The organism is Rhodoplanes sp. SY1 (assembly GCF_046000175.1).
GTDB lineage: Bacteria > Pseudomonadota > Alphaproteobacteria > Rhizobiales > Xanthobacteraceae > Rhodoplanes.
On the sequence record NZ_JBEOMB010000049.1, the window covers coordinates 31,063 to 53,905 of the forward strand.

The 22,843-nt window shown below is 69.8% G+C and carries 19 protein-coding genes; 6 read left to right on the forward strand and 13 right to left on the reverse strand.

Features of this window, described 5'->3' with window-relative positions:
- Window positions 1–67: 67 nt before the first annotated feature.
- The gene (locus ABTU92_RS14300) at window positions 68–358 is read left to right on the forward strand and encodes a DUF1150 family protein (RefSeq protein ID WP_408091706.1); all 291 of its coding nucleotides are present in this window, start codon (window positions 68–70) and stop codon (window positions 356–358) included.
- Window positions 359–477: 119 nt separating this feature from the next.
- Here ABTU92_RS14300 and ptsN read toward each other — a convergent pair whose 3' ends face one another.
- Window positions 478–936 carry a PTS IIA-like nitrogen regulatory protein PtsN gene (gene ptsN, locus ABTU92_RS14305; RefSeq protein WP_111360341.1) on the reverse strand — a complete coding sequence of 153 codons (459 nt, stop codon included), beginning with the start codon at window positions 934–936 and terminating at the stop codon, window positions 478–480.
- 276 nt (window positions 937–1,212) lie between these two features.
- Between ptsN and ABTU92_RS14310 the strand changes: the two genes are divergently transcribed.
- From ABTU92_RS14310 to ABTU92_RS14330, 5 genes are all read left to right on the forward strand, one after another.
- Entirely contained in the window at window positions 1,213–1,971 is a 759-nt protein-coding gene (locus ABTU92_RS14310) for a sulfite exporter TauE/SafE family protein (RefSeq protein ID WP_408091708.1), read from the forward strand.
- Window positions 1,972–2,399: 428 nt separating this feature from the next.
- Window positions 2,400–3,512, forward strand: a complete 1,113-nt coding sequence (locus ABTU92_RS14315) for a Gfo/Idh/MocA family protein (protein ID WP_408091710.1) — start codon at window positions 2,400–2,402, stop codon at window positions 3,510–3,512.
- A 104-nt stretch (window positions 3,513–3,616) separates the two neighbouring features.
- Window positions 3,617–4,621 (forward strand): Bug family tripartite tricarboxylate transporter substrate binding protein, encoded by a 1,005-nt coding sequence (locus tag ABTU92_RS14320; protein WP_408091712.1) that lies wholly within the window; start codon window positions 3,617–3,619, stop codon window positions 4,619–4,621.
- A 256-nt stretch (window positions 4,622–4,877) separates the two neighbouring features.
- Window positions 4,878–5,324 (forward strand): tripartite tricarboxylate transporter TctB family protein, encoded by a 447-nt coding sequence (locus ABTU92_RS14325; RefSeq protein ID WP_408091714.1) that lies wholly within the window; start codon window positions 4,878–4,880, stop codon window positions 5,322–5,324.
- A 7-nt stretch (window positions 5,325–5,331) separates the two neighbouring features.
- Complete coding sequence (locus tag ABTU92_RS14330; RefSeq protein ID WP_408091716.1) at window positions 5,332–6,840, forward strand: tripartite tricarboxylate transporter permease; 1,509 nt, start codon at window positions 5,332–5,334, stop codon at window positions 6,838–6,840.
- 169 nt (window positions 6,841–7,009) lie between these two features.
- Here the strand turns inward: ABTU92_RS14330 and ABTU92_RS14335 are convergent, their stop codons facing one another.
- From ABTU92_RS14335 to ABTU92_RS14390, 12 genes are all read right to left on the reverse strand, one after another.
- Window positions 7,010–7,996, reverse strand: coding sequence for an isochorismatase family protein (locus ABTU92_RS14335; RefSeq protein WP_408091718.1), 987 nt, complete (start codon window positions 7,994–7,996; stop codon window positions 7,010–7,012).
- A 36-nt stretch (window positions 7,997–8,032) separates the two neighbouring features.
- Window positions 8,033–8,719, reverse strand: coding sequence for a resolvase (locus ABTU92_RS14340; protein ID WP_408091720.1), 687 nt, complete (start codon window positions 8,717–8,719; stop codon window positions 8,033–8,035).
- 1 nt (window position 8,720) lies between these two features.
- Window positions 8,721–10,064 (reverse strand): dihydroorotase, encoded by a 1,344-nt coding sequence (locus tag ABTU92_RS14345; protein ID WP_408091722.1) that lies wholly within the window; start codon window positions 10,062–10,064, stop codon window positions 8,721–8,723.
- 237 nt (window positions 10,065–10,301) lie between these two features.
- A complete protein-coding gene (locus tag ABTU92_RS14350; protein ID WP_408091724.1) occupies window positions 10,302–11,114 on the reverse strand; it encodes an ABC transporter ATP-binding protein in 813 nt (270 codons plus the stop codon).
- On the reverse strand, window positions 11,111–11,866 hold the full coding sequence (locus ABTU92_RS14355; RefSeq protein ID WP_408091726.1) for an ABC transporter permease: 756 nt from the start codon (window positions 11,864–11,866) through the stop codon (window positions 11,111–11,113). Before ABTU92_RS14355 ends, ABTU92_RS14350 begins: the two co-directional genes overlap by 4 nt.
- Window positions 11,867–11,942: 76 nt before the next feature.
- Entirely contained in the window at window positions 11,943–12,953 is a 1,011-nt protein-coding gene (locus ABTU92_RS14360; RefSeq protein WP_408091728.1) for an ABC transporter substrate-binding protein, read from the reverse strand.
- A gap of 301 nt (window positions 12,954–13,254) precedes the next feature.
- A complete protein-coding gene (locus ABTU92_RS14365; RefSeq protein WP_408091730.1) occupies window positions 13,255–15,489 on the reverse strand; it encodes a ferredoxin in 2,235 nt (744 codons plus the stop codon).
- Window positions 15,490–15,526: 37 nt separating this feature from the next.
- Window positions 15,527–16,513 carry a thiamine pyrophosphate-dependent enzyme gene (locus ABTU92_RS14370; RefSeq protein WP_111355429.1) on the reverse strand — a complete coding sequence of 329 codons (987 nt, stop codon included), beginning with the start codon at window positions 16,511–16,513 and terminating at the stop codon, window positions 15,527–15,529.
- A 13-nt stretch (window positions 16,514–16,526) separates the two neighbouring features.
- Window positions 16,527–18,443, reverse strand: a complete 1,917-nt coding sequence (locus tag ABTU92_RS14375) for a 2-oxoacid:acceptor oxidoreductase subunit alpha (RefSeq protein ID WP_408091732.1) — start codon at window positions 18,441–18,443, stop codon at window positions 16,527–16,529.
- A 92-nt stretch (window positions 18,444–18,535) separates the two neighbouring features.
- Window positions 18,536–20,035, reverse strand: a complete 1,500-nt coding sequence (gltA, locus tag ABTU92_RS14380; RefSeq protein ID WP_408091734.1) for an NADPH-dependent glutamate synthase — start codon at window positions 20,033–20,035, stop codon at window positions 18,536–18,538.
- Between the two features lie 107 nt (window positions 20,036–20,142).
- A complete protein-coding gene (locus ABTU92_RS14385; protein WP_408091736.1) occupies window positions 20,143–21,009 on the reverse strand; it encodes a sulfide/dihydroorotate dehydrogenase-like FAD/NAD-binding protein in 867 nt (288 codons plus the stop codon).
- 573 nt (window positions 21,010–21,582) lie between these two features.
- The gene (locus tag ABTU92_RS14390; protein WP_408091738.1) at window positions 21,583–22,545 is read right to left on the reverse strand and encodes a polyprenyl synthetase family protein; all 963 of its coding nucleotides are present in this window, start codon (window positions 22,543–22,545) and stop codon (window positions 21,583–21,585) included.
- Window positions 22,546–22,843 lie beyond the last annotated feature (298 nt).

The window sequence follows — 22,843 nt, forward strand, 5'->3', positions numbered from 1 at the left end:
TGACGGTCACGTCACTGACGGTCACGCACAGGACTCGGCAAAGCCAGAACACAAGGAGTCGAGGGCCATGAACAACGACACCGATCCCCGCAATACCGATCGCCACGAGGCCGACCGAGCCGAGGCCATCTCGGCGGAGGCGCTGGCGCATCTCGGCGACGGCCGCATCGCCTATGTGAAGGCGATTCGCTCGGAGGATCTGCCGGCGCTGTTTCCGCAGGCGCCGCAGGTCGCGCCCGGCCTGCGCCTGTTCGCGCTGCACGCCGCGGACGGCACGCCGATCATGATCACCGACAGCCGCGAGGCGGCGGTCGCCAACGCCTGGAGCCACGAGCTCGAGGCGATGAGCGTGCACTGAGCTGCACCGAAGTCGACGGCGGCGCGCCCGCGGCCCGCCATTCGTGCCGACCAGAATCAGCAATGCCCGGCCGTCGTGCCGGGCATTGTCGTTTGGGGACACGGCGAAGGCTCGCCGGCTCAGCTCACCGGCGGCGGCATGGCGAGCACGGCGTAGAGCGCCTCGCGATCCTGCGAATCACGCAGCATGCGGGTGATCTCCGGCTCGCGCAGCATGCGCGCGATGCGGGCCAGCGCCTTGAGGTGATCGGCGCCGGCGCTCTCGGGCGCGAGCAGCAGGAACACGAGGTCGACGGGCTGGCCGTCCAGCGCCTCGAAATCGATCGGCCGGTCGAGCCGCGCGAACAGGCCGAACAGCTTGTCGAGCCGCGGCAGCTTGCCGTGCGGGATCGCGATGCCGTTGCCGATCGCGGTCGAGCCCAGCCGCTCGCGCTGCATGAGCACCTCGAGGATCTCGCGTTCCGTGCGGCCGGTCAGTTCGGCGGCACGTTCGGCGAGCTCCTGCAGGGCTTGCTTCTTGTTGTTGACCTTGAGCGCCGGAATGACCGCTTGCGGCGCGACGAGATCGTTCAGCGGCATGGAACGGTCCGACTCGGGGAAACGATGCTCGACGCACACCCTCGGGCGACGGCGCGCGGACGATAGGGACCGGTCCGGGCCGCGTCAATAGCGCGGCGGGCAGTCCCGGACCGCGTGGAACGACCGGTCGACAGTGCCACCAGGGGCCTCCGGCACACGCCATCTTCTCTCGACGCTCCAGAGACTTGGCCGATCGGCGGCGGGCCGGCCCCGATTGCGCCGGAGCGGCCGTCGTGGCAGAGGTGTGCTCCCTCCGCCACGCCTTTCCGGTGACCGATGATGGGTTTCGACGCGCTGCCGTCGCTCGATCAGATCGCAGTCGCGTTGCCGACACTCGCGGTCGCCTATGTGATCTTCGGCATCGCCGGGTTCGGCACCGCCTTGATCGCCGCGCCCGTGCTCGCCCACGCCATGCCGGTCTCCGCCATCGTGCCGATGCTGGCGCTGCTCGACTGCGGGGCGGCGATCGCCAACAGCCTGCGCATCGGCGACAAGGTGGCGAAAGACGAGCTGGTCAGGCTGGTGCCGCTGATGGTGATCGGCAGCCTGGTCGGCGCCTGGCTCCTGCTGATCCTGCCGCCCCGGCCGATGATGCTGGTGCTCGGCGTCTTCGTCGTCGCCTACGCCGTTTATGCACTGGTCGCCCGCCCGCCCGAGGGGCGACTGTCGCGCGCCTGGGTGCTGCCGTTCGGCGGCATCGGCGGGATCGCGAGCGCGATGTTCGGCAGCGGTGGCTTCATCTACGCGATGTATCTGGGGCGACGGCTCGCCGACAAGGATGCGATCCGGGCCACCCAGAGCGCGCTGATCGGCCTCTCGACGATGACGCGCGCCATCATCTTCGCGCTCGCCGGCGTCTATTCGGACGGCAAGCTCGTCGTTCTCGCGCTGTTGATGGTGCCCGGCATGCTGCTCGGCACCTGGCTCGGCCATCACGTCACGCTGCGCCTCTCGCGTGATCAGTTCCTGAAGCTCCTCTATCTGGTCCTGATCGCCTCCGGCACGACCCTGCTGATCCGCGCCGCCGCGATGTGATGCTTCGTGCGCCTGCGAGTGGGGATTTCAGATTTCGTCATTCCGGGGCGCGCCGAAGGCGCGAACCCGGAATCCCGCGGCGAACTCTTCGGTCCGGGCTGGATTCCGGGTTCGGCGCGGAGCCTGTCGTCGGGCCGGCCGAAGGCCGGACCCGATGGCGCCGCCCCGGAATGACCGAGTAATCCGAGGCTCTCGCTGCGCGGACGACGACCACCGAAACGCACAAGGTCCGGCGTTGCGGCCGCTGGTGCAACGCAGCATCGCAGCCCCGGTCCGGCCATCGCCGCCGCAGGCCTCCCGGTCCAGGCCGCCGAGTGCTGCATCACGACATGGAAGCTCTGCAAGGCGGGATTAGCCGGGCCGTTGACGCCCACCGGGAGCGCGTGATGACCTCGGTCAACAACGCGACAAAAAACCGGGGAGTGACCATGAAGGGGCGAACGCCGAAGAAGCTCGGGCTCGCGATCGTCGGCGCCGGCCGCGTCGGCCTGTTCCGCGGCGAGGTGGCGACCCGCCACCCCTCGGTCGAGTGGATCGGCATCGCCGAGCTCAGTCCCAACCGTGCGGCGAGCGTCGCCGACAAGATCGGCGCCGACTTCGTCACCAACAGCCACCGCGAGCTCTTGGCGCGGCCCGAGGTGAACTGCGTCATCATCGCGACCGACGAGCACCTGCACGTCGACCCGATCATGGCGGCGGTCGAGCGCGGCCTGCCGATGCTGATCGAGAAGCCGCTGGCGACCGACCTCGCAGCATCCGCCAAGGTGCTGGCCGAGATCGACAAGGCCGGGCTCGACGCCGTGGTCGGCTACACCCAGCGCTTCCGCCGCCGCTGGCTCGCCACCAAGGAAAAGTGCCGTTCCGGCGCGCTCGGCGAGATCGAGCTCGTCACCTCGCGGGCCTTCATGAATCGCCTGGTGGCGATCGACAACTACAAGCGCACCGACGATCCCGCGACCATCTCGCCGCTCGTCATCTCCGGCACGCACGCGCTCGACATCTGCATGTGGTGCCTGGAGGAGAAGACGCCGACCGAGGTCTACGCCCGCTCGGTCGACAAGGTCTTAGGCCCGCTCTACCAGGGCATCGACGCGACCGCCGGAATGATCATGTTCTCGGACGGCACCGTCTATCATCTCAGCATCTCCTGGGCCATGCCGGTGACCTGGCCGGCCGCCGTCTACAGCCTCGAGGTCGGCATCGCCGGCACGACCGGCGTGCTGACCATCGACGACACCCATCGCGACATCGTCCTCGCCGTCACCAAGCCGCAGTCGGAGGGCTACAATCCCGACGAGCGGCGCCTCGTCGACTTCATGGGCAGCTATCCGCCCGGCGACATGGCGCTCGGCGAGCTGCGCGGCCCGATGGCGGAGGAAACCGTGTCGTGGCTCAACCGCATGGCGCTCGGCATCCCGACCGTCGCCGCCACGGCCGCCGAGGCCCACCGCAACCTGATGCTCACCAAGGCGCTCGACCTCTCCGCCAAGCGGAAGGCACCGGTGCCGCTGCCGCTCGACCCGGCCGAGCTGACCGCCTGATCGACGCGACGCGCGGTGCGCGACGACGGCCGGACGATATTGCCGCCCGGCCCCGGCCATCAGCAGACGAGAGGCTCCGTCAGAGAGCCGCACGGAGGACGACCATGTTGAACCGTCGAAGGGCCTTCGGCCTTCTGCTCGGGACCGCCTGCGCGGTCGCGCTCGCTCCGGTGATCGGCGCGCGCGCCGCCGAGGACCCGGCCAAGTATCCGAGCCAGCCGATCCGGGTGATCGTGCCGTTCGCGCCCGGCGGCGCATCGGACTTCGCGATGCGGCTGCTGCAGGCGCCGATGTCGCAGGCGCTCGGTCAGCAGATCGTCATCGAGAACCGCGCCGGCGCCGCCGGCAATGTCGGCATGGACGTCGCGGCGCGCGGCGCGCCGGACGGCTACACGGTGTTCTTCGGCAATGTCGGCACCGTGTCGATCAACCCGACGCTGTTCCCCGACATGACGCTGAAGCCGGACAAGGCGTTCATCCCGGTGTCGGTCGCCTCGGAGACGCCGAGCGTCTTCATCGCCAATCCGAAGTTCCCGCCGAACACCATGAAGGAGCTGATCGACTACGCCAAGGGGCGGCCCGGCAAGGTGAACTTCGCCTCGCCCGGCAGCGGCAGCGTCGACCGGCTGGAGATGGAGCAGTTCCGCAAGGCCGCCGGTCTCGACATGAACCACGTGCCCTACAAGGGCGGCGCCGGGCCGGCCGTGGCCGACATCCTCGGCGGCCATGTCGAGGTGATGTCGGTGACACTGCCCTCGGCGATGCCGCACATCAAGTCCGGCCGCATCAAGGTGCTGGCCATCACCGACGCGAAGCGCAACCCGATCCTGCCCGACGTGCCGACCGTAGGCGAGCTCGGCTATCCGGACATCGTCGCCACCTCGTGGCAGGGCTTCCTGGTGCCGGCCGGCACGCCCAAGCCGATCGTCGACAAGCTGTTCCAGGCGATCGTCAAGGCGACCCAGGACCCGACCGTCAAGCAGCGCATGCAGGAAGGCGGCGTCACGGCGGTCGCGAGCGAGTCGCCCGAGGCGTTCAAGACCTTCATCGCCAAGGACACGGCCCGCTGGGCCAAGGTGATCGCAGAGTCCGGCGCCAAGCCGGACTGAGGACAGCAAAGCGCCGACCGCCCGGGCCTCGCGGCCCGAAGCCGAGGCGATCGCGATGCCGACGAAGCACGCCCCGAATTCCGCTCGTCCCCGCGCAGGCGGGGACCCAGGGCCATGCGGCAAGCGCCGCCTGGATTCCCGCTTTCGCGGGAATGAGCGGAGTGCGTGGCGAGGTGTCGCGTAGCGACCTGTTCGCACCTCGCGTTCGGCGCCACGGCCGAAACGCGCCTGATCCGCCACTGCGAGGGAGGTGCCCGTGCGCCTGCGTCTCACGACCGATCTCGTCACCGGCCTCCTGTTCGTCTCGCTCGGCCTGTTCGCCATCGTGTACGGCTGGAGCTATCCGATCGGCACCCCGGCACGCATCGGCCCCGGCTACTATCCCCTGCTGGTCGCCTCCGGGCTCGTGCTGCTCGGGCTGATCCTGGTCGGCCGCTCGCTCGTGATCCCGGGCGAGCGCATCGAAGGGATCGCGCTGCGGCCGCTCGTCTTCGTGCTGCTCGGCACGCTCCTGTTCGGCCTCCTGGTCGAGAAGGCCGGCTTCGTGATCTCGGGCATCCTTGTCGTGGTGCTGGCACGGCTCGCCGACCGCGACTTCCGCCCGATCGAGGTCGCGCTGCTCGCCGCCGGCCTCGTCGCCTTCATCGCCCTCCTGTTCTGGCTCGGCCTCAGCCTGCCGCTCCACCCCTTCCCGCGCTGGTGAGGCCGTCATGGACATCCTGAGCAATCTCGCGCTCGGCTTCTCGGTCGCGCTCGATCCGATCAATCTCGTCTATGCGTTCCTGGGCGTGCTGCTCGGTACCGCGATCGGCGTGCTGCCGGGCCTCGGCCCGGTCGCCACCATCTCGATCCTGCTGCCCGTCACCTTCACGCTGCAGCCGCAGGCGGCCATCATCATGCTGGCCGGCATCTACTACGGCGCCGCCTATGGCGGCTCGACCACGGCGATCCTGGTCAACCTGCCGGGCGAGTCCTCCTCGGTCGTGACGACGCTCGACGGCTATCAGATGGCGCGGCAGGGCAAGGCGGGACTGGCGCTCGCCACCGCCGCGCTGTCGTCCTTCATGGCCGGCACGATCGCGACCTTCATCATCGCCTTCGCGGCGCCCGCCTTGGCCGAGTTCGCCCTCGACTTCGGACCCGCCGACTACTTCTCGCTGATGGTGTTCGGCCTGGTCGCCGCCGTGATCCTGGCGCACGGCTCGGTCGTCAAGGCGATCGGCATGATCCTCACCGGCATCCTGCTCGGCACCATGGGCATCGACGTGAACTCGAGCCTGCCGCGCTTCACCTTCGGGGTGCCGCAGTTCGGCGACGGTATCGATTTCGCCGTCATCGCGATGGGCATCTTCGGCATCGGCGAGACCATCGCAAATCTCGGCCGCGGCGCGGAGGCGCGCGAGTACGTGAAGGACTACAAGGGGCTTTGGCCGTCGCCGCACGACCTGAAGGCGATCGTCAAGCCGGCGGCGCGCGGCACGGCGCTCGGCGCCGCGCTGGGAATCCTGCCGGGCGGCGGGCCGGTGCTCGCCTCGTTCTCGGCCTATGCGCTGGAGAAGCGCATCGCCCGCGAGCCGGACCGCTTCGGTCGCGGCGCCATCGAGGGCGTCGCGGCACCGGAGGCCGCCAACAACGCCGCCTCGCAGACCGCGTTCATCCCGCTGCTCACGCTCGGCCTGCCGGCGAGCCCGGTGATGGCCCTGATGGTCGGCGCCCTGATGATGCACGGCCTCTATGCCGGGCCGCAGCTCATCGCCGAGAAGCCCGACCTGTTCTGGGGCCTCGTCGCCTCGATGTGGATCGGCAACCTGCTGCTCGTCGTCCTCAACCTGCCGCTGGTCGGCGTGTGGGCGCGCCTGCTCACCGTGCCGTATCGCCTGCTCTACCCGTCGATCCTGCTGATCTGCTGCATCGGCGTCTACTCGATCCGCAACGACGCCCTCGACGTGATCATCGCCAGCGTGTTCGGCCTGGTCGGCTACGTGCTGCAGCGCCTGCAATGCGAGCCGGCGCCGCTGCTGCTCGGCTTCATCCTCGGGCCGCTGATCGAGGAGAACCTGCGCCGCGCGCTCCTCATCTCGCACGGCAGCCCGGCCGTGTTCGTCGAGCGCCCGATCAGCCTCGTGTTTCTGATCCTCACCGCCATCGTGGTGCTGATCCTCCTTCTCCCCGCCATCCGCTCCGGCCGCGCCAAGGTCTTTGCGGAGGAGACGAGCTGAGGAGGCCGCAGCATCTGCCGACCTCCGCGTGTCCCGGCGAAAGCCGGGACCCAGGGGCGACACGGCGGGACCTCGGCGACGCCTCGTCCGTTCGCTCCTCGTGTCCCGGGTCACGGCGCGTTGCGCCGTGCCGGGGACACGAGGATCGAACGTGCGGCGATCTCGGACGCTACAGCACCATCCCCGGCTCGAAGAACTCGACCTTGGTGCCGTCCGGATCGGCGACATAGATGGTCAGCCCGTAGATGCCGTCGTGCAGCGGCTGAAAGAACATGACACCGGCCGCCTCGAGGCGCGCCGCGAGCGCCCGCACGTCCTTCACCTGGAACGCCATGTGGTCGATCTGGCGGGCGCCGGCGCCGCCCGAGGTGAGCGCCAGCCCCTGCACGAAGGGCACGAAGGGCCGCCCGTCCGGCAGCGGCTTCGCGACGCGCGGCGTGAAGCCGACGAGGTCCGCGTAGAAGCGCCGCGACGCCTCGATGTCGGCGACCTGCAGCAGCATGTGGGCGAACGACACGATCCGCGGCGCCAGCTTCGCATCGACCCAGGCGCTCACCTCGCCGGATCCCGCGAGCACACAGAAATACTGCGCCCACACCTTCTGGGCCGTCTCCTCCCAGGCGGCGTTGACGCCCGAGATGCAGTCCGTCACGGCGACGACGTCGTAGTCGCGCAGATAGGCTTCGCGGATCGAGGTCTCGACGCAGGCATTGGTCGTCGTGCCGGTGACGAACAGCGTCGTCACGCCGAGCTGGCGCAGCAGGATCTCCAGCCGCGTCTCGTGGAAGGCGCCGAAGCGGTGCTTGCGCAGCACGAAGGTCGGGTTCTTGGCGGCGAGCTCCTTCAGCTCGTCGACGATCGCGGCGTCCCAGCTTCCGGCCAGGCACGACACCTGCTTGCGCCACGCCGTGTGGGCGGCGAGCCTCTTTCGCGCCCGGCTGGCGTCGACGGCGAAATGCTCCTGCACGGTCCAGATCACCGGCACGCCGGCATTCTGGAACTTCTCCACCAGCGCCCTGGTCGGCCCGACGATGGTCTTCAGCCGGCCGACATCGACTCCGGAGACCCCGAGCGTGCCGTTCTCGTGCAGGAAGCCGTTCTGCATGTCGATGACGAGCAGCGCGGCGCTCTCGATCTCGATGGCGTCCAGCGACATTTTTCTAGCTCCTCGGCCGGGATGCCGGCTCTTCTTTCACGGGTTCGACGGCGTGTCGAGCGACGGTGTGTCGAGCGACGATGCGCCGGCCCACTGCGCGGCGGGCAGCGCAAAGCCGGTGGCGAAGTCGTTGCCCGCATGATCGCGGCCGCGCACCAGCCACAGCGGCCGCGTCGCGAGATTGACCAGCACGCGCCGCTCGGCGCCGCATTGGTTCTGCGGCGCGCGCGGATCGCGAACGTAGCGCGAGGTCGCCGGCATGTAACGGAGCGCGAGGATCGGCCCGGACGCCAGCGGCGCCGCCGGCGCGGCGCTCGCGAGTCGCGTGATGTCGACGAGTCGCATTGCGCCGTCGGCGAGCGTGAGAAGAACCAGCGCGCCGGCGAGCGGCTCCACCGGCCACCACGCCGCCTCGTCGCGGTCCAGCGCGGCGGCGCCTGAGAGAATCTCGCTGTCCCACAGCACGAGGTCGGGGCCGAGCACGGCCTCGACCGCATTGAGCACGGCGGCGCTCTCGCCGATGTCGAGAAAGCTCCAGGCGTCGGCGACGCAGACGTGGCGGCCGAACGGATTGTGGACGCCGCACAGAAGCTCCGGCCACGGCCTCTCGGCGAGCGCCCGGGTCGCGGCGGCACGCACCGGCGCGAGCAGGTGCTCGGGCAGCGGCGGGGCCGCCGCCCAGCCGGCGTCGCGCCAGCTCTCCGGTGGGCTCGTCGTGATCATCTCAGTCCGGGCGGATGACGCAGCGGCCGCGGCCGTAGCGTTCCACGACCGCACCGTTCTCGTGGACCACGTCGCCCCGCGACACGGTGAGCACCGGCCAGCCTTTGAGCGTCCAGCCCTCGTAGATGCAATGGCCGTGGCCGGTGTGATGGACGGTGCGCTCCTCGTCGAGATCGACCAGCACGAGGTCGGCGTCGGCGCCCGCCTGCAGCGAGCCCTTCCGCGGCCACAGGCCGAAGCGGCGCGCCGGATGATAGGAGTTGAGCTGCACCAGCCGGGACAGCGACAGCCCGCGCTGATGCACGCCGAAATGCAGGAGCAGCGACAGCTCCCACGGGAAGCTGACGACGCCCGGCACCTCGGTCCAGATGTTCTCGCCCTTCTTCGGCACGAACGGCACGTGATCGGTGCCGAGGCTGTACACCGAGCCGTCGAGCACGCCGCGCCAGAGTCCTTCGAGCTCGCCGCGGTCGCGCAGCGGCGGCGAGATCTTCGCCTTCATGTCGAGGTCGGGATCGTAGCAGGTGCGGGTGAGGTAGTGCGGGCAGGTCTCCACCGTCACATCGATGCCGCGGCCGCGCGCTTCCGCGGCGAGCACCGGGCCCTGCCCCACCGAGGTGTGGACGAGATGCAGCGGGCAACCGGTGCGCTCGGCCAGGAAGATCATCCGCTTGATGGTCTCCTCCTCGCAGAAGGCCGGGCGCGACTCGCTGTAGACGCCGAGATCCTGGCGGCCGGTCGCCTTCATCTCGTCCTTCAGCCACGTTGCGATTCCGGTGTTCTCGCAATGCACGCTGATCACGCCGCCGGGGATCTGCTTCAGATGCCGCATGGTGGCGTAGACCCAGCCGTCGGTCGCCGGGACGATGCCGATCGGGTTGTCGGGCTCGTAGCCGAAATAGCACTTGAACGAGCGCACCCCGGTCTCGCGAACGATGTCCGGGATCTCGTGGATGTGCTCCTCGCGCTGGATGCCGAAATGGAAGCCGAAGTCGATCAGGCTGTTCGCTTCGCCGACGGCGCGCCGCTCCTTGTAGAACGGCACGTAGGGGCCGCTCTTGTTGCGGATGTAGAGGAGCACCGTGGTGACGCCGCCGCTCGCCGCCGCCGCCGTCTCCGAGCGCATGTCCTCGTCGTAGGGGTAGTTGACGCCGAGATGGCAGTGCGGGTCGATCACGCCCGGCATCAGCACCCGGCCCTCGGCGTCGATCGTGCGGGTGGCGTCGGGCAGCGCGTCGTTCGTGCCGGTGAGGACGATGCGTCCGTTCGTCACCGCGACGCCGCCGAAGAACTCGCCGTCGTGATCGACGACGCGGGCGTTCTTGATGACCAGTTCGGCCTTCATGGGAGGTCTCTCGATGGGGGTCGGGTGGTGATGGCGTGATGCGGACGTGAGTTCGGACGTGATTTGGTCAGGAGCGGGACTGCACTGCGTTCGGCCCGTCGTGAGACGGAATGCCGTGCCCCGGGCTCCGCTCATGCCCGCGAAGGCGGGCATCCAGGTGCCCCATGCCGTGTCGCCCTGGGTCCCCGCCTTCGCGGGGACGAGCGGATTGTAGACGCCTCGGAACGGTCACGGCGGCTACCCCTTCGTCAGCACGCCGCGGGCCTCGAAGATGCCGCGGATCTGCGACATGTGGTCGATGAAGGCCGGATCGGTGCGGCTGCGCCAGCTGCGCGGCCGCTCGATCGCGACGCCGAGATCGAGGTCGACGCGGCCGGGGCGCGGCGACATCACCAGCACGCGGTCGGCGAGAAAGACAGCCTCCTCGATCGAGTGGGTGATGAACAGCACCGTGTTGCCGACCGACAGCCACATCGCCTGCAGATCCGTGATCATCTGCTCGCGGGTGAGCGCATCGGGCGCGCCGAACGGCTCGTCCATCAGGAGGAGGCCGGGCTCTTGCACGAGGGCGCGGCAGATCGCGGTACGCTGGCGCATCCCGCCCGACAGCTCGCTCGGATATTTTTCGGCGAAGCCGCCGAGCCCGACCTGCTCGAGCAGGCGCTCGGCCTTCGGCAGATAGTCCTGCTTGCGCCAGCCCTTGATCTCGATGGGCAGCAGGATGTTGTCCATCACGGTGCGCCAGTAGAGCAGGAGATCGGTCTGGAACACCACGCCGACTTTTGCGTGCGGTCTTTTCACTTCCTCGCCGTCGACGAGGATGCGGCCCGTCGAGCAGCGGGCGAGGCCAGCGACCAGCGACAGCAGCGTGCTCTTGCCGCAGCCGGACGGGCCGACGATGGCGACGAACTCGCCGGGCGCGATCGACAGATCCACCCGGTCGAGCGCCAGCAGATCGCTGCCGTCGCGCAGCTCGTAGGTCTTGGTGACGTTCTCGATCGCGACCGACACGCCGTGCAGGCGGGTGGTGGCGGGCGTCGGGTCCTTCATCGGGCCGCCTCGCGCTGGAACACGGCCCGCTTCTCGAGCGCCTCCAGGCTCCAGAACGTGATCACGCCGAGCGCCGCGATGACGATCATGGCGGCGAAGCTCAGCGTCGTGTCGAACTGCGAGCTCGCCTGGAGCTGCAGGTAGCCGAGCCCCTTCTCGGCCGCCACGTACTCGCCGATCACGGCGCCGATCACCGACAGGCTGATGCCGACCTTGAGGCCGCCGAACAGGCTCGGCAGCGCCGCCGGCAATCGCACCTTGACGAAGGTCTGCCACTCGTTGGCGCCCATCGAGCGCACCAGGCTCACCATCGTCTTGTCGAGGCTGTTGAGCCCGACCACGGTCGCGATCACGATCGGAAAGAAGGCGAGCAAAAAGGAGAGAAACAGCTTCGGCGCGTAGCCGTAACCGAGATAGAGAACGAGCAGCGGCGCGAGCGCCACCTTCGGGATGGTCTGCAGCGCGACGAGGAGCGGATAGATGGCTCGCTCGAACAGGCGCGAGTAGAAGATCATCAGCGCCGTGCCGACGCCCGTGACGGCCGCGATGGCGAAGCCCGCGACCGTCTCGAACAGCGTCACGCCCGCGTGAGTGGCGATCAGCCGATGATCGGTCACGATCCGCCCGAGGATCTGCGTCGGCGTCGGCAGGATGAAGCTGGAGAGCCCCGCGAGCGGGGCTCCGATCTCCCACACGGCCAGGATGAGCAGCGCCAGCACGGGCGCCGCCGCCGTCTCGGTGATGGCACGCACGAGGTGCCGCTTACGCCGCTGCTGCTGGACTGTCACGCCGATGCCCCCGCTGTGCCGCCTCGTCCCGCGGCGTCGCTCAGGGCTGCAGCAGCGCGTTGGTATAGAAGGTCGCGGCCGGCTTCGGCGCGTCGATCTCGCCGGCGGACTTCAGCAGTTCGAGCGCGTCCGTGATCGTCTTTTCCTCGATCCACCCGATCGGCTTGCCGGCCGGCACCGGAATCGCGCCGACCGTCGCCTTGACCTGCTCCAGCACCGCCGTCTCGCTGGGCGGCGAGGCCCAGTTCGTGCGGATCGCCTGAGTGGCGGCCATCGGGTCGGCCTTGGCGGCCGTCACGGCCTTCGCCGACGCCTCGAGGAAACGCTTCAGCACGTCGGGCTTCTTGGCGAGATTCTGGTCGCTCGTCACCAGCGCCATGCCGGGCACGGCCAGGCCGTACTCGACCATGTCCATCACGACGAAGTCGACGCCCTTGTGCTGCTCGCGGATGATCGGCAGGTCGTTGGTCTGGTAGACGCTCACCACGTCCACCTGCTTCTGGATGAAGGCGGGCACGCGCGCCTGCGCGTTCATCAGCGTGCGCTTCACCGAGGCAGGATCGACCTTGTTGAGGCGCAGGAAGGCGTCGAGATAGCTGGTGCCGGTCTCGCCGACCGAGTGGGCGACCGTCATGCCGGCGAGATCCTTCGGCGTCTTGGCCGGCTTGTCCGGATAGGTGATCAGCGTCACCGGGGTCTTGGGGTGGTAGAGCGCGACGATCTTGACGGGCAGGCCCTTCTGGATCGCGCTCAGCGCGAACACGCCCGGCAGGATGACGATGTCCTCCTGGCCCTGGATCAGCGCGCCGAGCGCGGCCTGGGCACCGGCCCCCTCGCCGAGCTTCACGTCGAGCCCGGCCGCCTTGAACAGCCCCTTCTCCTGCGCCAGGAAGTACGTGCCGTACTCGCCCTTCATCTTCCACGAGAAGCGGACATTGACCGTATCCTGGGCGGCGGCCGGCGCCGCGATACCGAGCGCTGCCGCGGCCGTCGTGGCGGCACCGAGGGCGAGGACGGCGAGCGTTCGGCGTGACGGGCGAGATCCGAGCATGTCGAGGTCTCCGGTTGGGCGTGCCGGACCCGATCCGGATCGGGGCGATCGCGGGGTCGTCCGGCCGGAACGGCGGGCGCCTCGGAGAATGCAAGAAGCGCGCCGCATACTCGTCATACAAAGCCGGGACGAGTGTGGGGTGCCGAGCGCGGGGCTGTCAAGGAAACGGGCGGCGACATGACGCCGTAGCGAGGCCGCGCGTCATGGCGCTCGGCGGCGTGCGCCGACGGGTTCGACCGCAGGGGCACGGCGCCAACGCGCCATGCCCTCTATGATCTGTGCTCGATCGAACGTTCGGCGGTCAGCCGAAGGCGGCGGCGCGCTTGCGCAGGTCGTCGAGATCGGGCTCGCCCGGGTTCTTCGGCTCGCCGGGATGGATGATGCCGACCGGGCAGCTCTCCGCCGCCTCGACGAGCTGGCGGTAGGTGCCGGCCGTCAGGTCGCCGATCATCGCCTGCTTGTTGCCGTCGTACACGAACATGCGCGTGTTCACCTGCAGGCAGGCGTTGCAGCTCGTGCAGCGCGGCGTCTCGATATAGGGCTCGCCGCTCGGCGCGGCGGCGCTCTCCGGCGCCGGCTTTGCCGCCTCCTTGGCGACCTCCTTGACCGGTGCCTTGGCAGCCGGCGCCGCGGCCGCGGTCTCGACCGGCGCCGGTGCCGGAGCAGCAGCAGGCACCTCCTCGCCGGCCGCCTCGGCGGCCTCGCGCTCGGCTTGCTCGCGCGCGAGGCGCTCGGCCGTCGAGCGCCGCTCGGCCCAGGAGTTGTGGATGTCGCCGAGCTCCTGCAGGCGGTGCCACGCCTCGCGGGCGCGGCGCGTCGCGGCGATGACGGGCTCGCTCGCCACGGCACGCCACAGGCGGTTCTGGTCGTCGACCACCGGCACGTAGGGCACGGCGCCGACCGGCTGCGGCGGCCCGGCGATCCACACGTCGACCGGCACCATGGCGTCGTTCCAGTGCGCGCTCTCGACCAGGCCGAACAGATGCGCGTGGCGCGGATCGCCGGCGATCAGGTCGGCCGCCGTGAAGGCGATCTCGCCGACGATGCGCTGCTGCTTGGCATCCTCGCAGCGGAACGGGTGGACGCTCCAGTCGGCGTCGGGTCGCGGATTGTCGGCGACGTCCCAGCGCTCGGCGAGCCCGGGGCCGGCGGACGGGTCGTAGGTGAAGCTCGGGAAGACGCGCGCCTGCGTCGCCGCGGCGGCCCGCAGATAGGGCGCCACGGGATCCGCGGCATCGCGTCCCGTGCCCGTGTAGATCGAGATCAGCGTCGGCCCCGCATAGGCGAGACCGCGGGCGATGCGCGAGCCGCAGCGGCCGAGCGCGGCCACGGTGGTCTGCAGCACGAACACGTCGTCGAGCCCGGTCGCCATGGTGGCGAGCCGCGTGCCGGCGAGCGTCGGCGCGCCGTGCTGGACACCCGGGTCGCCGATCACGTCGCCGGTCAGCACCACGACCTTGGCCGGCACGCCGGCGGCGAGCAGCTCCAGCACCTCGGCGCGGCGGAGCGCGCCGGCGTCCTCGACACAGACCAGGAGGTCGGGCCCGAGCGCCAGATCGCTGGTGCCGAGCGCGGCTTCCGAATAGGCCGCAAAGAACGGATCGTGCTCCTCCTCGCGATAGCGCCCGTCGATCTCCAGCTCGGCGATGGCGATCGCCCGGATCAGGGCGACGAGATCGGGACGCCGCGCCTCCCAGGCGGCGAGCGCCGTGGTGCAGTCGGTCACGACGAGGGCGGCGAGCGCCGCCTCCTCGGCGACGCGGTCGCGGGTGCGCAGCGCCTTGAGGAGCGGCTGCGCCTCCAGGACGGCGAGCGCCTCCTCGATGCGTCGGCGGCGGCGCTTCGACACCGGGCCCGAGGCCGAGACGGAGCCGAGCAGCTCCGACATGGTGGAGAAGTCGAACAGCTCCGAGAAGCCGGGACCGACCGCGGCGGCGAGCGCGTCCGGCGCCCGCCCCGCCTCGGAGCGGGCCAGGTCGGCGGCCAGGATGTCGGTCAGCTTGAGGATGATGCCCTCGACCCGCTCGGCGAGGCCCGCGAGCTTTTGCTCCTGCTCCAGCCGCCACAGATGGCGCACGATGGCGAGCGGCGTCTGCGCCGTGCAGGCGAGCAGCTCGCCGTCGACCGGAATCGCGGCGCGCACCGCCGCGCCGGTCTCGGCGAAGCTCGGGTCGGTCGCGGCGAGGCCGGCCACCACCTCGTCCCATACGACGGACAACAGCCCGCCGGCGGCGGAGCGGGCGCGAATCTCGCGCTCGATGCGCAGCGCCTGGCGGCGCATCTTCTCGCCCTGTGGGCCGCGCGGCGCGACCTCCTTGAGGGCGGCATCGACGAGACCGGTGAGCGTGCGCACCACATCGGCGGGCGCGGCGTCGCGCGCCAGCACCAGCGGGTAGTCGTGGCGCAGGCTCGCGAGATCCGCATAGGCGGCGAGCAGCGCCGGCCGCAGCCGCCCGACGCTGTCGGCGGGCTTGGCGCCGACGGTGCTGCGTCCGAGCACGTGAAAGGCGAGCTGGGTCCTGACGTCGGCGTCCATGGGTCTCGTCCCCGCGCGTCGCGGGCCTCCGAAGTGATCAGGCGATGCGAACCGCGGGCTCGTCGTCGGGCCACACCGTGAACTTGTCGAGCTCGGCCTCGAGGCCGGTCTTGACCATGTCGAGCGAGCGCGGCGTGCCGGCCTCGCGCACGTCCTCGTAGCAGGGCACGTTCTCGTCGCGGAACAGGATCCCGACCGGCACCGGATCGATGCAGGAAGCGATCTCGCGCGCCCTGTGGATGTCGGACGGATCGTGCGCCTGGCGGTTCTTGTAGATGCGCTGCAGGCCCGGCGAGAAGGAGATCCCGTCGTCGTGCTCGAGCAGCAGCGTCTTCTCCGGATCGCGCAGCCAGGCGTCCCACATGTTGGGCAGGAACTCGGGGCAGCGCTGGACGATGCGGACGAACGAGAAGCCTTTGTGGTGGAAGGCCGCGCGGATCACGGCGTAGACGGCCTCCGGGATCCAGTCGACGGCCTGGGCGACGAACGATACGTTGGTGACGCCGAGCGTCACGGTCAGCGGGTTCATGGCGTCGAGATAGGCGCCGTGCGGCGTGGTGTTGCTCTTGAGGCCCTTGGGCGAGGTCGGCGAGACCTGCTTCTTGGTGAGGCCGTAGACGTGGTTGTCGTGCAGCACCACGGTCATGTTCATGTTGTAGCGGATCGCGTGCAGCCAGTGCGCCGCGCCGATCGAGCAGCAGTCGCCGTCACCCGTGTTGACGAAGACGTGCAGATCGGGCCGCGCCATTTTGACGCCCTCGGCGATCGGCAGCGCGCGGCCGTGGATGCCGTGGAACCCGTAGGTCCGCATGTAGTGTGGAAAACGGCTGGCGCAGCCGATGCCCGACACGAAGGCGAGCTTCTCGGGACGCAGGTTCTCGTCACGGCAGAGGCGCTGGACGGCGGCCAGCACGGCGTTGTCGCCGCAGCCCGAGCACCAGCGCGGAACGCCGCTCTGATAGTCCTCGAGCGGATGATCGTCCTCGACGAGGCGGACCAGGCAATCGTGCTTCGGCATCGACATGATCGTTCTCCCGTCAGGCGAGCCGCGCGCGGATGAGTGCGTGGATGGTGCCGGGCTTGATCGGCTGGCCCATCACCTCGCCCCAGCAATCGACATCGACCAGGAACCGGCTGCGCAGCATCATGGCGAGCGCCGAGAAGCGGCGGTTGTTCTCGTCGATCAGCTTGTCCTCGGGGCGGTCGCACCAGTTGGCCTCGACGCACAGGACGTTCTCGAAGCCCTGCATGATCTCCTTCACGCCGGGCTGCAGCGGCTGCAGGAAATGCAGGTGGGTCGAGGACACCTTCAGGCCCTCGGCCCGGGCGCGCGTGACGGCCTCCTCGATGGCGCCGCGGGTGGAGCCCCAGCCGACGATCAGGAGGTCGCCGGTGCGGTCGCCGAACACCGGCGGCGGCTTCAAGGTCTTCTGCAGGGCGGCGAGCTTGAGGCTGCGGGCGCGGATCGATTCCTGGTTGATCACCGGATCGTAGGCGACCCGGCTGTCGCGGTCGTGGGCGAGGCCCGTGACCGTGTACATGCCGTTCGGCTGGCCCGGGATGACGCGCCGGAACAGGCCGGTGTCGGGATTCCAGTCGTAGGGCTTGGTGCCGAACGGCACCGGGCTCTGGTCGATCGGCGCGGCGAGCCACGCCTCGTCGAACTTCGGCCGCGGGAACGGCTGCTGCGAGGTCGCGAGGTTGGAGTCGGAGAGCACCACCACGACCATGTTGAAGGCCTCGGCGATCTTGCGGGCCGTGATCACCGAGTAGAAGCAGTCCTCGATGGTCGACGCCGCCATCACGACCTTCGGGGCGTCGCCGTGGCTGCCGTAGATCGCCGTGAGGAGATCGCCCTGCTCGCCCTTGGTCGGCTGGCCCGTCGAGGGGCCGCCGCGCTGGACGTTGATGACGACGAGCGGGATCTCGGCCATCACGGCGAGGCCGATCGCCTCCTGCTTGAGCGAGTAGCCGGGACCGGACGTGATGGTGACGGCGCACTTGCCGGCGTAGGAGGCGCCGATCGCGAACGTGCAGGCGGCGATCTCGTCCTCGGCCTGGTGGACGATGCCGCCGACCCGCTCGAACACCTCGCTCAGATAGTGCGAGGCCGAGGTCGCCGGCGTGATCGGGTACATGGCGCAGATTTCCATGCCCGAGGCGAGCACGCCGAGCGCCAGCGCCGTGTTGCCGTTGACGACGATCTGCGGCACCGTCGCGCGCTGCGCCGGGATGCGGTACTTGACGTCGAGATTGTCCTCGGCCCAGGCGGCGCCGGCCTCCAGCAGCGTCAGGTTGGCGCGGATCACCGTGTCGGACTTCTTGCGGAAGGTGAGCCGCACCTGCTCGCGGGCGAGCTTGAGGTCGAAGCTGAACAGGCTGCACAGCAGCCCGAGCACGAACATGTTCTTGCCGCGGCGCGCATCGGGCACCACCGGCTTGCACAGCGCCTCGAACGGGATCTCGACGATCAGGTAGCCGCGGTCGACCAGCTCCTCGTAGGTCTCGCGATAGGCGGCGGCGATGCGCGGATCGGAGTGCGTCCGCCACATGCTCTCGAGAAAGATCGTGCAGCCGGGCTTCAGCTCGCCGGCCCGCACGCGGCCGAGCAGCACCTGCTCGTTGAAGGCGACGACGACGTCGACGCCGTCGCCGCCATTGGCGATGCGGCCGGCCCCGAGCCGGATGCGGTTGCCGCTGGCGCCCGCGATGCTTCGGGCCGGCGGCTGGATCTCGGCCGGGATGATCTCGACCGTCCACACCCCGTTGCCCATGCGGGCCGCGATGGCGCCGAGCGACTGGCCGCAGCGCTGCGCCCCCTCGCCCGAGTCGCTGATGATCTCGACGACGCATTCGTCGAGCGTGGTGACCGTCGGTTCGGCGGCGACGGCGCGTGGCGGCGACGGCTCGTCGGCCGGCATGTCCTCGCGCACGGAGGTCAGCGTCTCGCTCATGACGGTCTCTTTTTCGTTCTTGATGGCAGTCTGTCGGTGTGCCGGTCTGTCGGTCTTCTGGGATCGCGGGCGCCGACCGGGCGGTCGGCGCGTCATACGGCCTTCACGCGAACGAAGTTGTGCTCGGCCGGATCGAAGCCGAACAGCGCGGCATCGGGGGGCGTCGGATCGGCGTAGACGGCCTCGGTGTCGCGCAGGCCGAGATACTTCTTCATGCTGCGCGCGGCGGTGCGGCCGGCCCCCATCGCCTTGATGACGGTCGCGGCGCCGGTGACGATGTCGCCGCCCGCGTAGACGCCGGCCAGCGAGGTCGCGAGATCGGCGTCGGTGGCGATGTAGCCGCGCTTGTCGAGCGCGATCTTCGAGGTCTGGCCGATGATCGGATTGGCGTTGGTGCCGATCGCCACCACCACGAGGTCGCAGGCGAACTCGTACTCGCTGCCCTTCACGGTGACGGGCTTGCGGCGGCCGGAGGCGTCGGGCTCGCCGAGCTCCATCTTGATGCAGCGCATGCCGCGCACGCCGCCCTTGCCGTCGTCGAGGATCGCGACCGGCGCGGTGAGCCAGTGGAAGGCGATGCCCTCCTGCTCGGCGTGATGCACCTCCTCGATGCGGGCCGGCGCCTCGTTGCGGCTGCGGCGATAGATGCAGTGCACCTCCTCGGCGCCGAGCCGCTTGCACACCCGCATGGCGTCCATGGCGGTGTTGCCGGCGCCGATCACGGCGACCTTGGCGCCGATCGGCAGCGGCGTGTCGAAGCCCTCGTCCTTCGCCTGCATCATGTTGCAGCGGGTGAGCAGCTCGTTGGCCGAAAGCACGCCGTTGAGCGAGTCGCCCGGGATGCCCATGAAGCTCGGATAGCCGGCGCCGGTGCCGATGAAGACGGCGTGGAAGCCCATCTCCTCGATCATCTGCTCGATCGTGAACAGGCGACCGACCAGCGTGTTGCAAATGAACTTCACGCCGAGCTTCTCGAGATTGCGGATCTCGGCGTCGACCACGCTGTTGGGCAGGCGGAAGTCCGGGATGCCGTAGCGCAGCACGCCGCCCGGCACGTGGAACGCCTCGAACACCGTCACGTCGCAGCCGGCCTTCGCCATGTCGGCCGCGCAGGCCATGCCGGCCGGTCCGGAGCCGACGATGCCGACCTTGAAGCCGTTCGGCTCGATATAGGGGACGTTGCTCCAGCCCTGCGCGATCGCGGTGTCGCCGACGAAGCGCTCCAGCCGGCCGATGGCGACCGGGGCGAGCTGGTTGCCGACCACGCAGGCGCCTTCGCACTGGTTCTCCTGCGGGCAGACGCGGCCGCACACCGCGGGCAGGAGGTTGGTCTGCGTGATCACGTCGTAGGCGCCGCGCAGGTCGTTGGCGGCGATCTTGGAGATGAAGCCCTTGATGTCGACGCCGACCGGGCAGCCCGGCGTGCAGGCCGGCCGCGGGCACTCGATGCAGCGGCTCGCCTCGAGCTCGGCCTGCTCGGGCGTGAAGCGCAGCGTCACCTCGTAGAAGTTCTGCACCCGCACCTGCGGGTCCTGCTCGCCGACCTCCGCGCGCTCGCGCGGAATCGTCCGGATCGTCTTTCGCTTCGCCATCGTCTCCCGCACCTTTGCAGGCGTTCGTCACATCCCGTCCGTCACGCAGCCGTCGGCTCGAGCACGACTTCCTCCGAGAACCGGTATCCACGTCTCGGATTCATGCTCTAGCGGCCCATGCGGCAGCTCTCCTCGTACTTCGCCAGCGCCGCCTTCTCGGTGGCGGCGAAGCGTTTGAGGCGAACCATGAGATCGTCGAAATCGACCTGATGTGCGTCGAAGTCCGGCCCGTCGACGCAGGCGAACTTGATGCCGTCGCCGATCTTCACCCGGCAGCCGCCGCACATGCCGGTGCCGTCGACCATGATCGGGTTGAGGCTGACGACCGTCTTGATCTTGTGCGGCCGCGTGGTCTCGGCGCAGGCCTTCATCATGATGGGCGGCCCGATGGCGACGACCTCGTCGACGTCCGGGTGCGCGGCGATCGCCTGGCGCAGGCCCTCGGTGACGTTGCCCTTGATGCCGACCGAGCCGTCGTCCGTGCAGACGATCACCTCGTCACAGCAGGCGCGGAACTTGTCCTCCCAGAAGACCAGCTCCTTGGTGCGGAAGCCGACCACGGCCGTCACGTGGGCGCCGGCCTCCTTGTAGGCGCGCGCCTGCGGGAAGATCGGCGCGACGCCCAGCCCGCCGCCGACGCAGACGACGCGGTGCTGGCCGCCGATGTGGCTCGGCTCGCCCATCGGGCCGGCGAGCGCGTGCAGGAAGGTGCCGACCCGGCAGACCTGCTGCATCTCGCGCGTGGTCTTGCCGACCGCCTGGATCACCAGCGTGATGGTGCCGCGGTCGCGGTCGAAGTCGGCGATGGTGAGCGGGATGCGCTCGCCGTGATCGTTGAGCATGACGATCACGAACTGCCCGGCGCGCGCGGCTTTCGCCATCAAGGGATGGCGCACCTCGAGAAGATAGGTGACGTCGGAGAAATCTTGCCGGGCGACGATCTCGAAGCCGCGGGAGTCCAGGAGGCTCGACATGGCACGTCGCCTGCGAGGATTGATGGAAAGCACCCCACCCGGCGAGGCACCAGGACGACCGAGCGCTTCCTCACGAGTTTCTTGTCGACCCTCACATGAACGTTTCGTGTCCGGCGCACATTGACCTCGCTCAAACCGAGGGGCGCGCGCGGAGACCGAAGGCCGCGGCACGCCCGCCGCCGAGACGCCGGCCCGGAGGTCGCGGAAGAGCTATTTTCGCTTATGGGAACGCAGGTTCGGCTGTTCGAAACACCGCCGGCCGCAGCCCGCGTCATCCCCGCGCCGACACCGGCAGGTCCGCCATACGCTGACCGAATGGCGGGGAAGAATAGCGGTCGCACGGGGCCGCAGTCGCGTCCTTGCGACTGCGACCGAACAGGTCGATGCACGCTCGACATCGGGAACTGGGAGCCTCGTGCCCCGGACAAGGCGCATCGGGCCGAAGGCCCGATGCGCCGCAGAGCCGGGGCCCAGGGGCGGCACGGTCAAGGCCCTTCCGCATGGCTCCTGGATCCCGGCTCGCGGCGCGTTGCGCCGCGTCCGGGACACGAGGCCGGAGCCGGAAAAACCGCCTCAGTGGCTCCGTTCGGCGACGAAGCGGGCCGCGGCGCGGAGGATGTCGGCCTGCGGCCCGAACGGGGCGACGGCGGCCTCGGCCTCGGCGACGAGGTCGGCCAGCGCCTTGCGGGCGCCGTCGATGCCCATGATCCGCACCAGGGTCGCCTTGTGGAGGCCGGCGTCCTTGCCGGTCGCCTTGCCGACCGTGGCGGCGTCGCCGGTCGCGTCGAGGAGGTCGTCGGCGACCTGGAAGGCCTTGCCGATGGCGACCCCGTAGCGGTCGAGCGCCGCCTGGGCGGCCTTGTCGGCGCCGGCGACGATCGCCCCGCCGACACAGGAGAAGCGCAGGAGCGCCCCGGTCTTCATCGACTCCATCGTCTCGGTGGCGGCGCGGTCCAGCGGCTGGGGCACGTTGCCGTTGAAGCGCCCCTCGGCGGCGAGGTCGAGCATCTGGCCGCCGACCATGCCGCCGATGCCCGACGCGCGGGCGAGCGCCAGGACGAGATCGATGCGCACCGCTGCGTCCGGATGGGTTTCGGGCCGTCCCAGCACGTCGAAGGCGAGCGTCTGCAGCGCATCACCCGCCAGGATGGCAGTGGCGTCGTCGAACGCCTTGTGGGTGGTCGGCCGGCCGCGCCGCAGGTCGTCGTTGTCCATGGCGGGCAGGTCGTCGTGCACCAGCGAGTAGCAATGGACGAGCTCGACGGCGGCGCCGACCATCAGGGCGCGGGCGCGGTCGCCGCCGAACAAGAGGGCCGTTTCGACCGCGAGGAACGGGCGGAATCGCTTGCCGCCGGCGAGGCTCGCATAACGCATGGCGGCGAGCAGCCGGTCCGGGCGGGCTTTCTCGCCGGCCTCCGGCGTGGCGCCGAGCAGGCGCTCCAGCAGGGTCTCGGTCTCGGCCGCGACGGCGTCCAGCCGTGCGGGAAATCCGGCGTCGGCGCTGGCGACGTCGGCGTGCTTGGTGTTGCCCAACAACTCGGCTCTCCCCGGATGCCCGTCGGTCGGGCCCCCGGCCGCCCGCGCCCGCATGGCGCCGGCTCCTGCCGTCCGACGACGGGACCTTGGCCCCTGGCTTAATCATCGCGGCCGGCAAGGGCAACCGGCTCGATCACCGGCTCGGCCCCCGATCGGCCGCATCGGCGAGGGTGTCCCCTGGGCCGTTCCGGTTCGCACGGGGACCGGAAAAAGTCGCCCCCGGGCGTGTCCCGGACGCCGCTGCGGCGCCGAAAACGTAGCCGGAACAATCGTTCCGGGCCGCTCCCGCGTTGACTCC

Coding starts and splice junctions, on each gene's coding strand:
- gltA (WP_408091734.1), bottom strand. CDS start 20,035: ATGGCGAAGCGAAAGACGATCCGGACGATTCCGCGCGAGCGCGCGGAG.
- ABTU92_RS14335 (WP_408091718.1), bottom strand. CDS start 7,996: ATGTCGCTGGACGCCATCGAGATCGAGAGCGCCGCGCTGCTCGTCATC.
- ptsN (WP_111360341.1), bottom strand. CDS start 936: ATGCCGCTGAACGATCTCGTCGCGCCGCAAGCGGTCATTCCGGCGCTC.
- ABTU92_RS14370 (WP_111355429.1), bottom strand. CDS start 16,513: ATGTCGATGCCGAAGCACGATTGCCTGGTCCGCCTCGTCGAGGACGAT.
- ABTU92_RS14330 (WP_408091716.1), top strand. CDS start 5,332: ATGGACATCCTGAGCAATCTCGCGCTCGGCTTCTCGGTCGCGCTCGAT.
- ABTU92_RS14350 (WP_408091724.1), bottom strand. CDS start 11,114: ATGAAGGACCCGACGCCCGCCACCACCCGCCTGCACGGCGTGTCGGTC.
- ABTU92_RS14340 (WP_408091720.1), bottom strand. CDS start 8,719: ATGATCACGACGAGCCCACCGGAGAGCTGGCGCGACGCCGGCTGGGCG.
- ABTU92_RS14365 (WP_408091730.1), bottom strand. CDS start 15,489: ATGGACGCCGACGTCAGGACCCAGCTCGCCTTTCACGTGCTCGGACGC.
- ABTU92_RS14345 (WP_408091722.1), bottom strand. CDS start 10,064: ATGAAGGCCGAACTGGTCATCAAGAACGCCCGCGTCGTCGATCACGAC.
- ABTU92_RS14360 (WP_408091728.1), bottom strand. CDS start 12,953: ATGCTCGGATCTCGCCCGTCACGCCGAACGCTCGCCGTCCTCGCCCTC.
- ABTU92_RS14375 (WP_408091732.1), bottom strand. CDS start 18,443: ATGAGCGAGACGCTGACCTCCGTGCGCGAGGACATGCCGGCCGACGAG.
- ABTU92_RS14300 (WP_408091706.1), top strand. CDS start 68: ATGAACAACGACACCGATCCCCGCAATACCGATCGCCACGAGGCCGAC.
- ABTU92_RS14385 (WP_408091736.1), bottom strand. CDS start 21,009: ATGTCGAGCCTCCTGGACTCCCGCGGCTTCGAGATCGTCGCCCGGCAA.
- ABTU92_RS14315 (WP_408091710.1), top strand. CDS start 2,400: ATGAAGGGGCGAACGCCGAAGAAGCTCGGGCTCGCGATCGTCGGCGCC.
- ABTU92_RS14310 (WP_408091708.1), top strand. CDS start 1,213: ATGATGGGTTTCGACGCGCTGCCGTCGCTCGATCAGATCGCAGTCGCG.
- ABTU92_RS14320 (WP_408091712.1), top strand. CDS start 3,617: ATGTTGAACCGTCGAAGGGCCTTCGGCCTTCTGCTCGGGACCGCCTGC.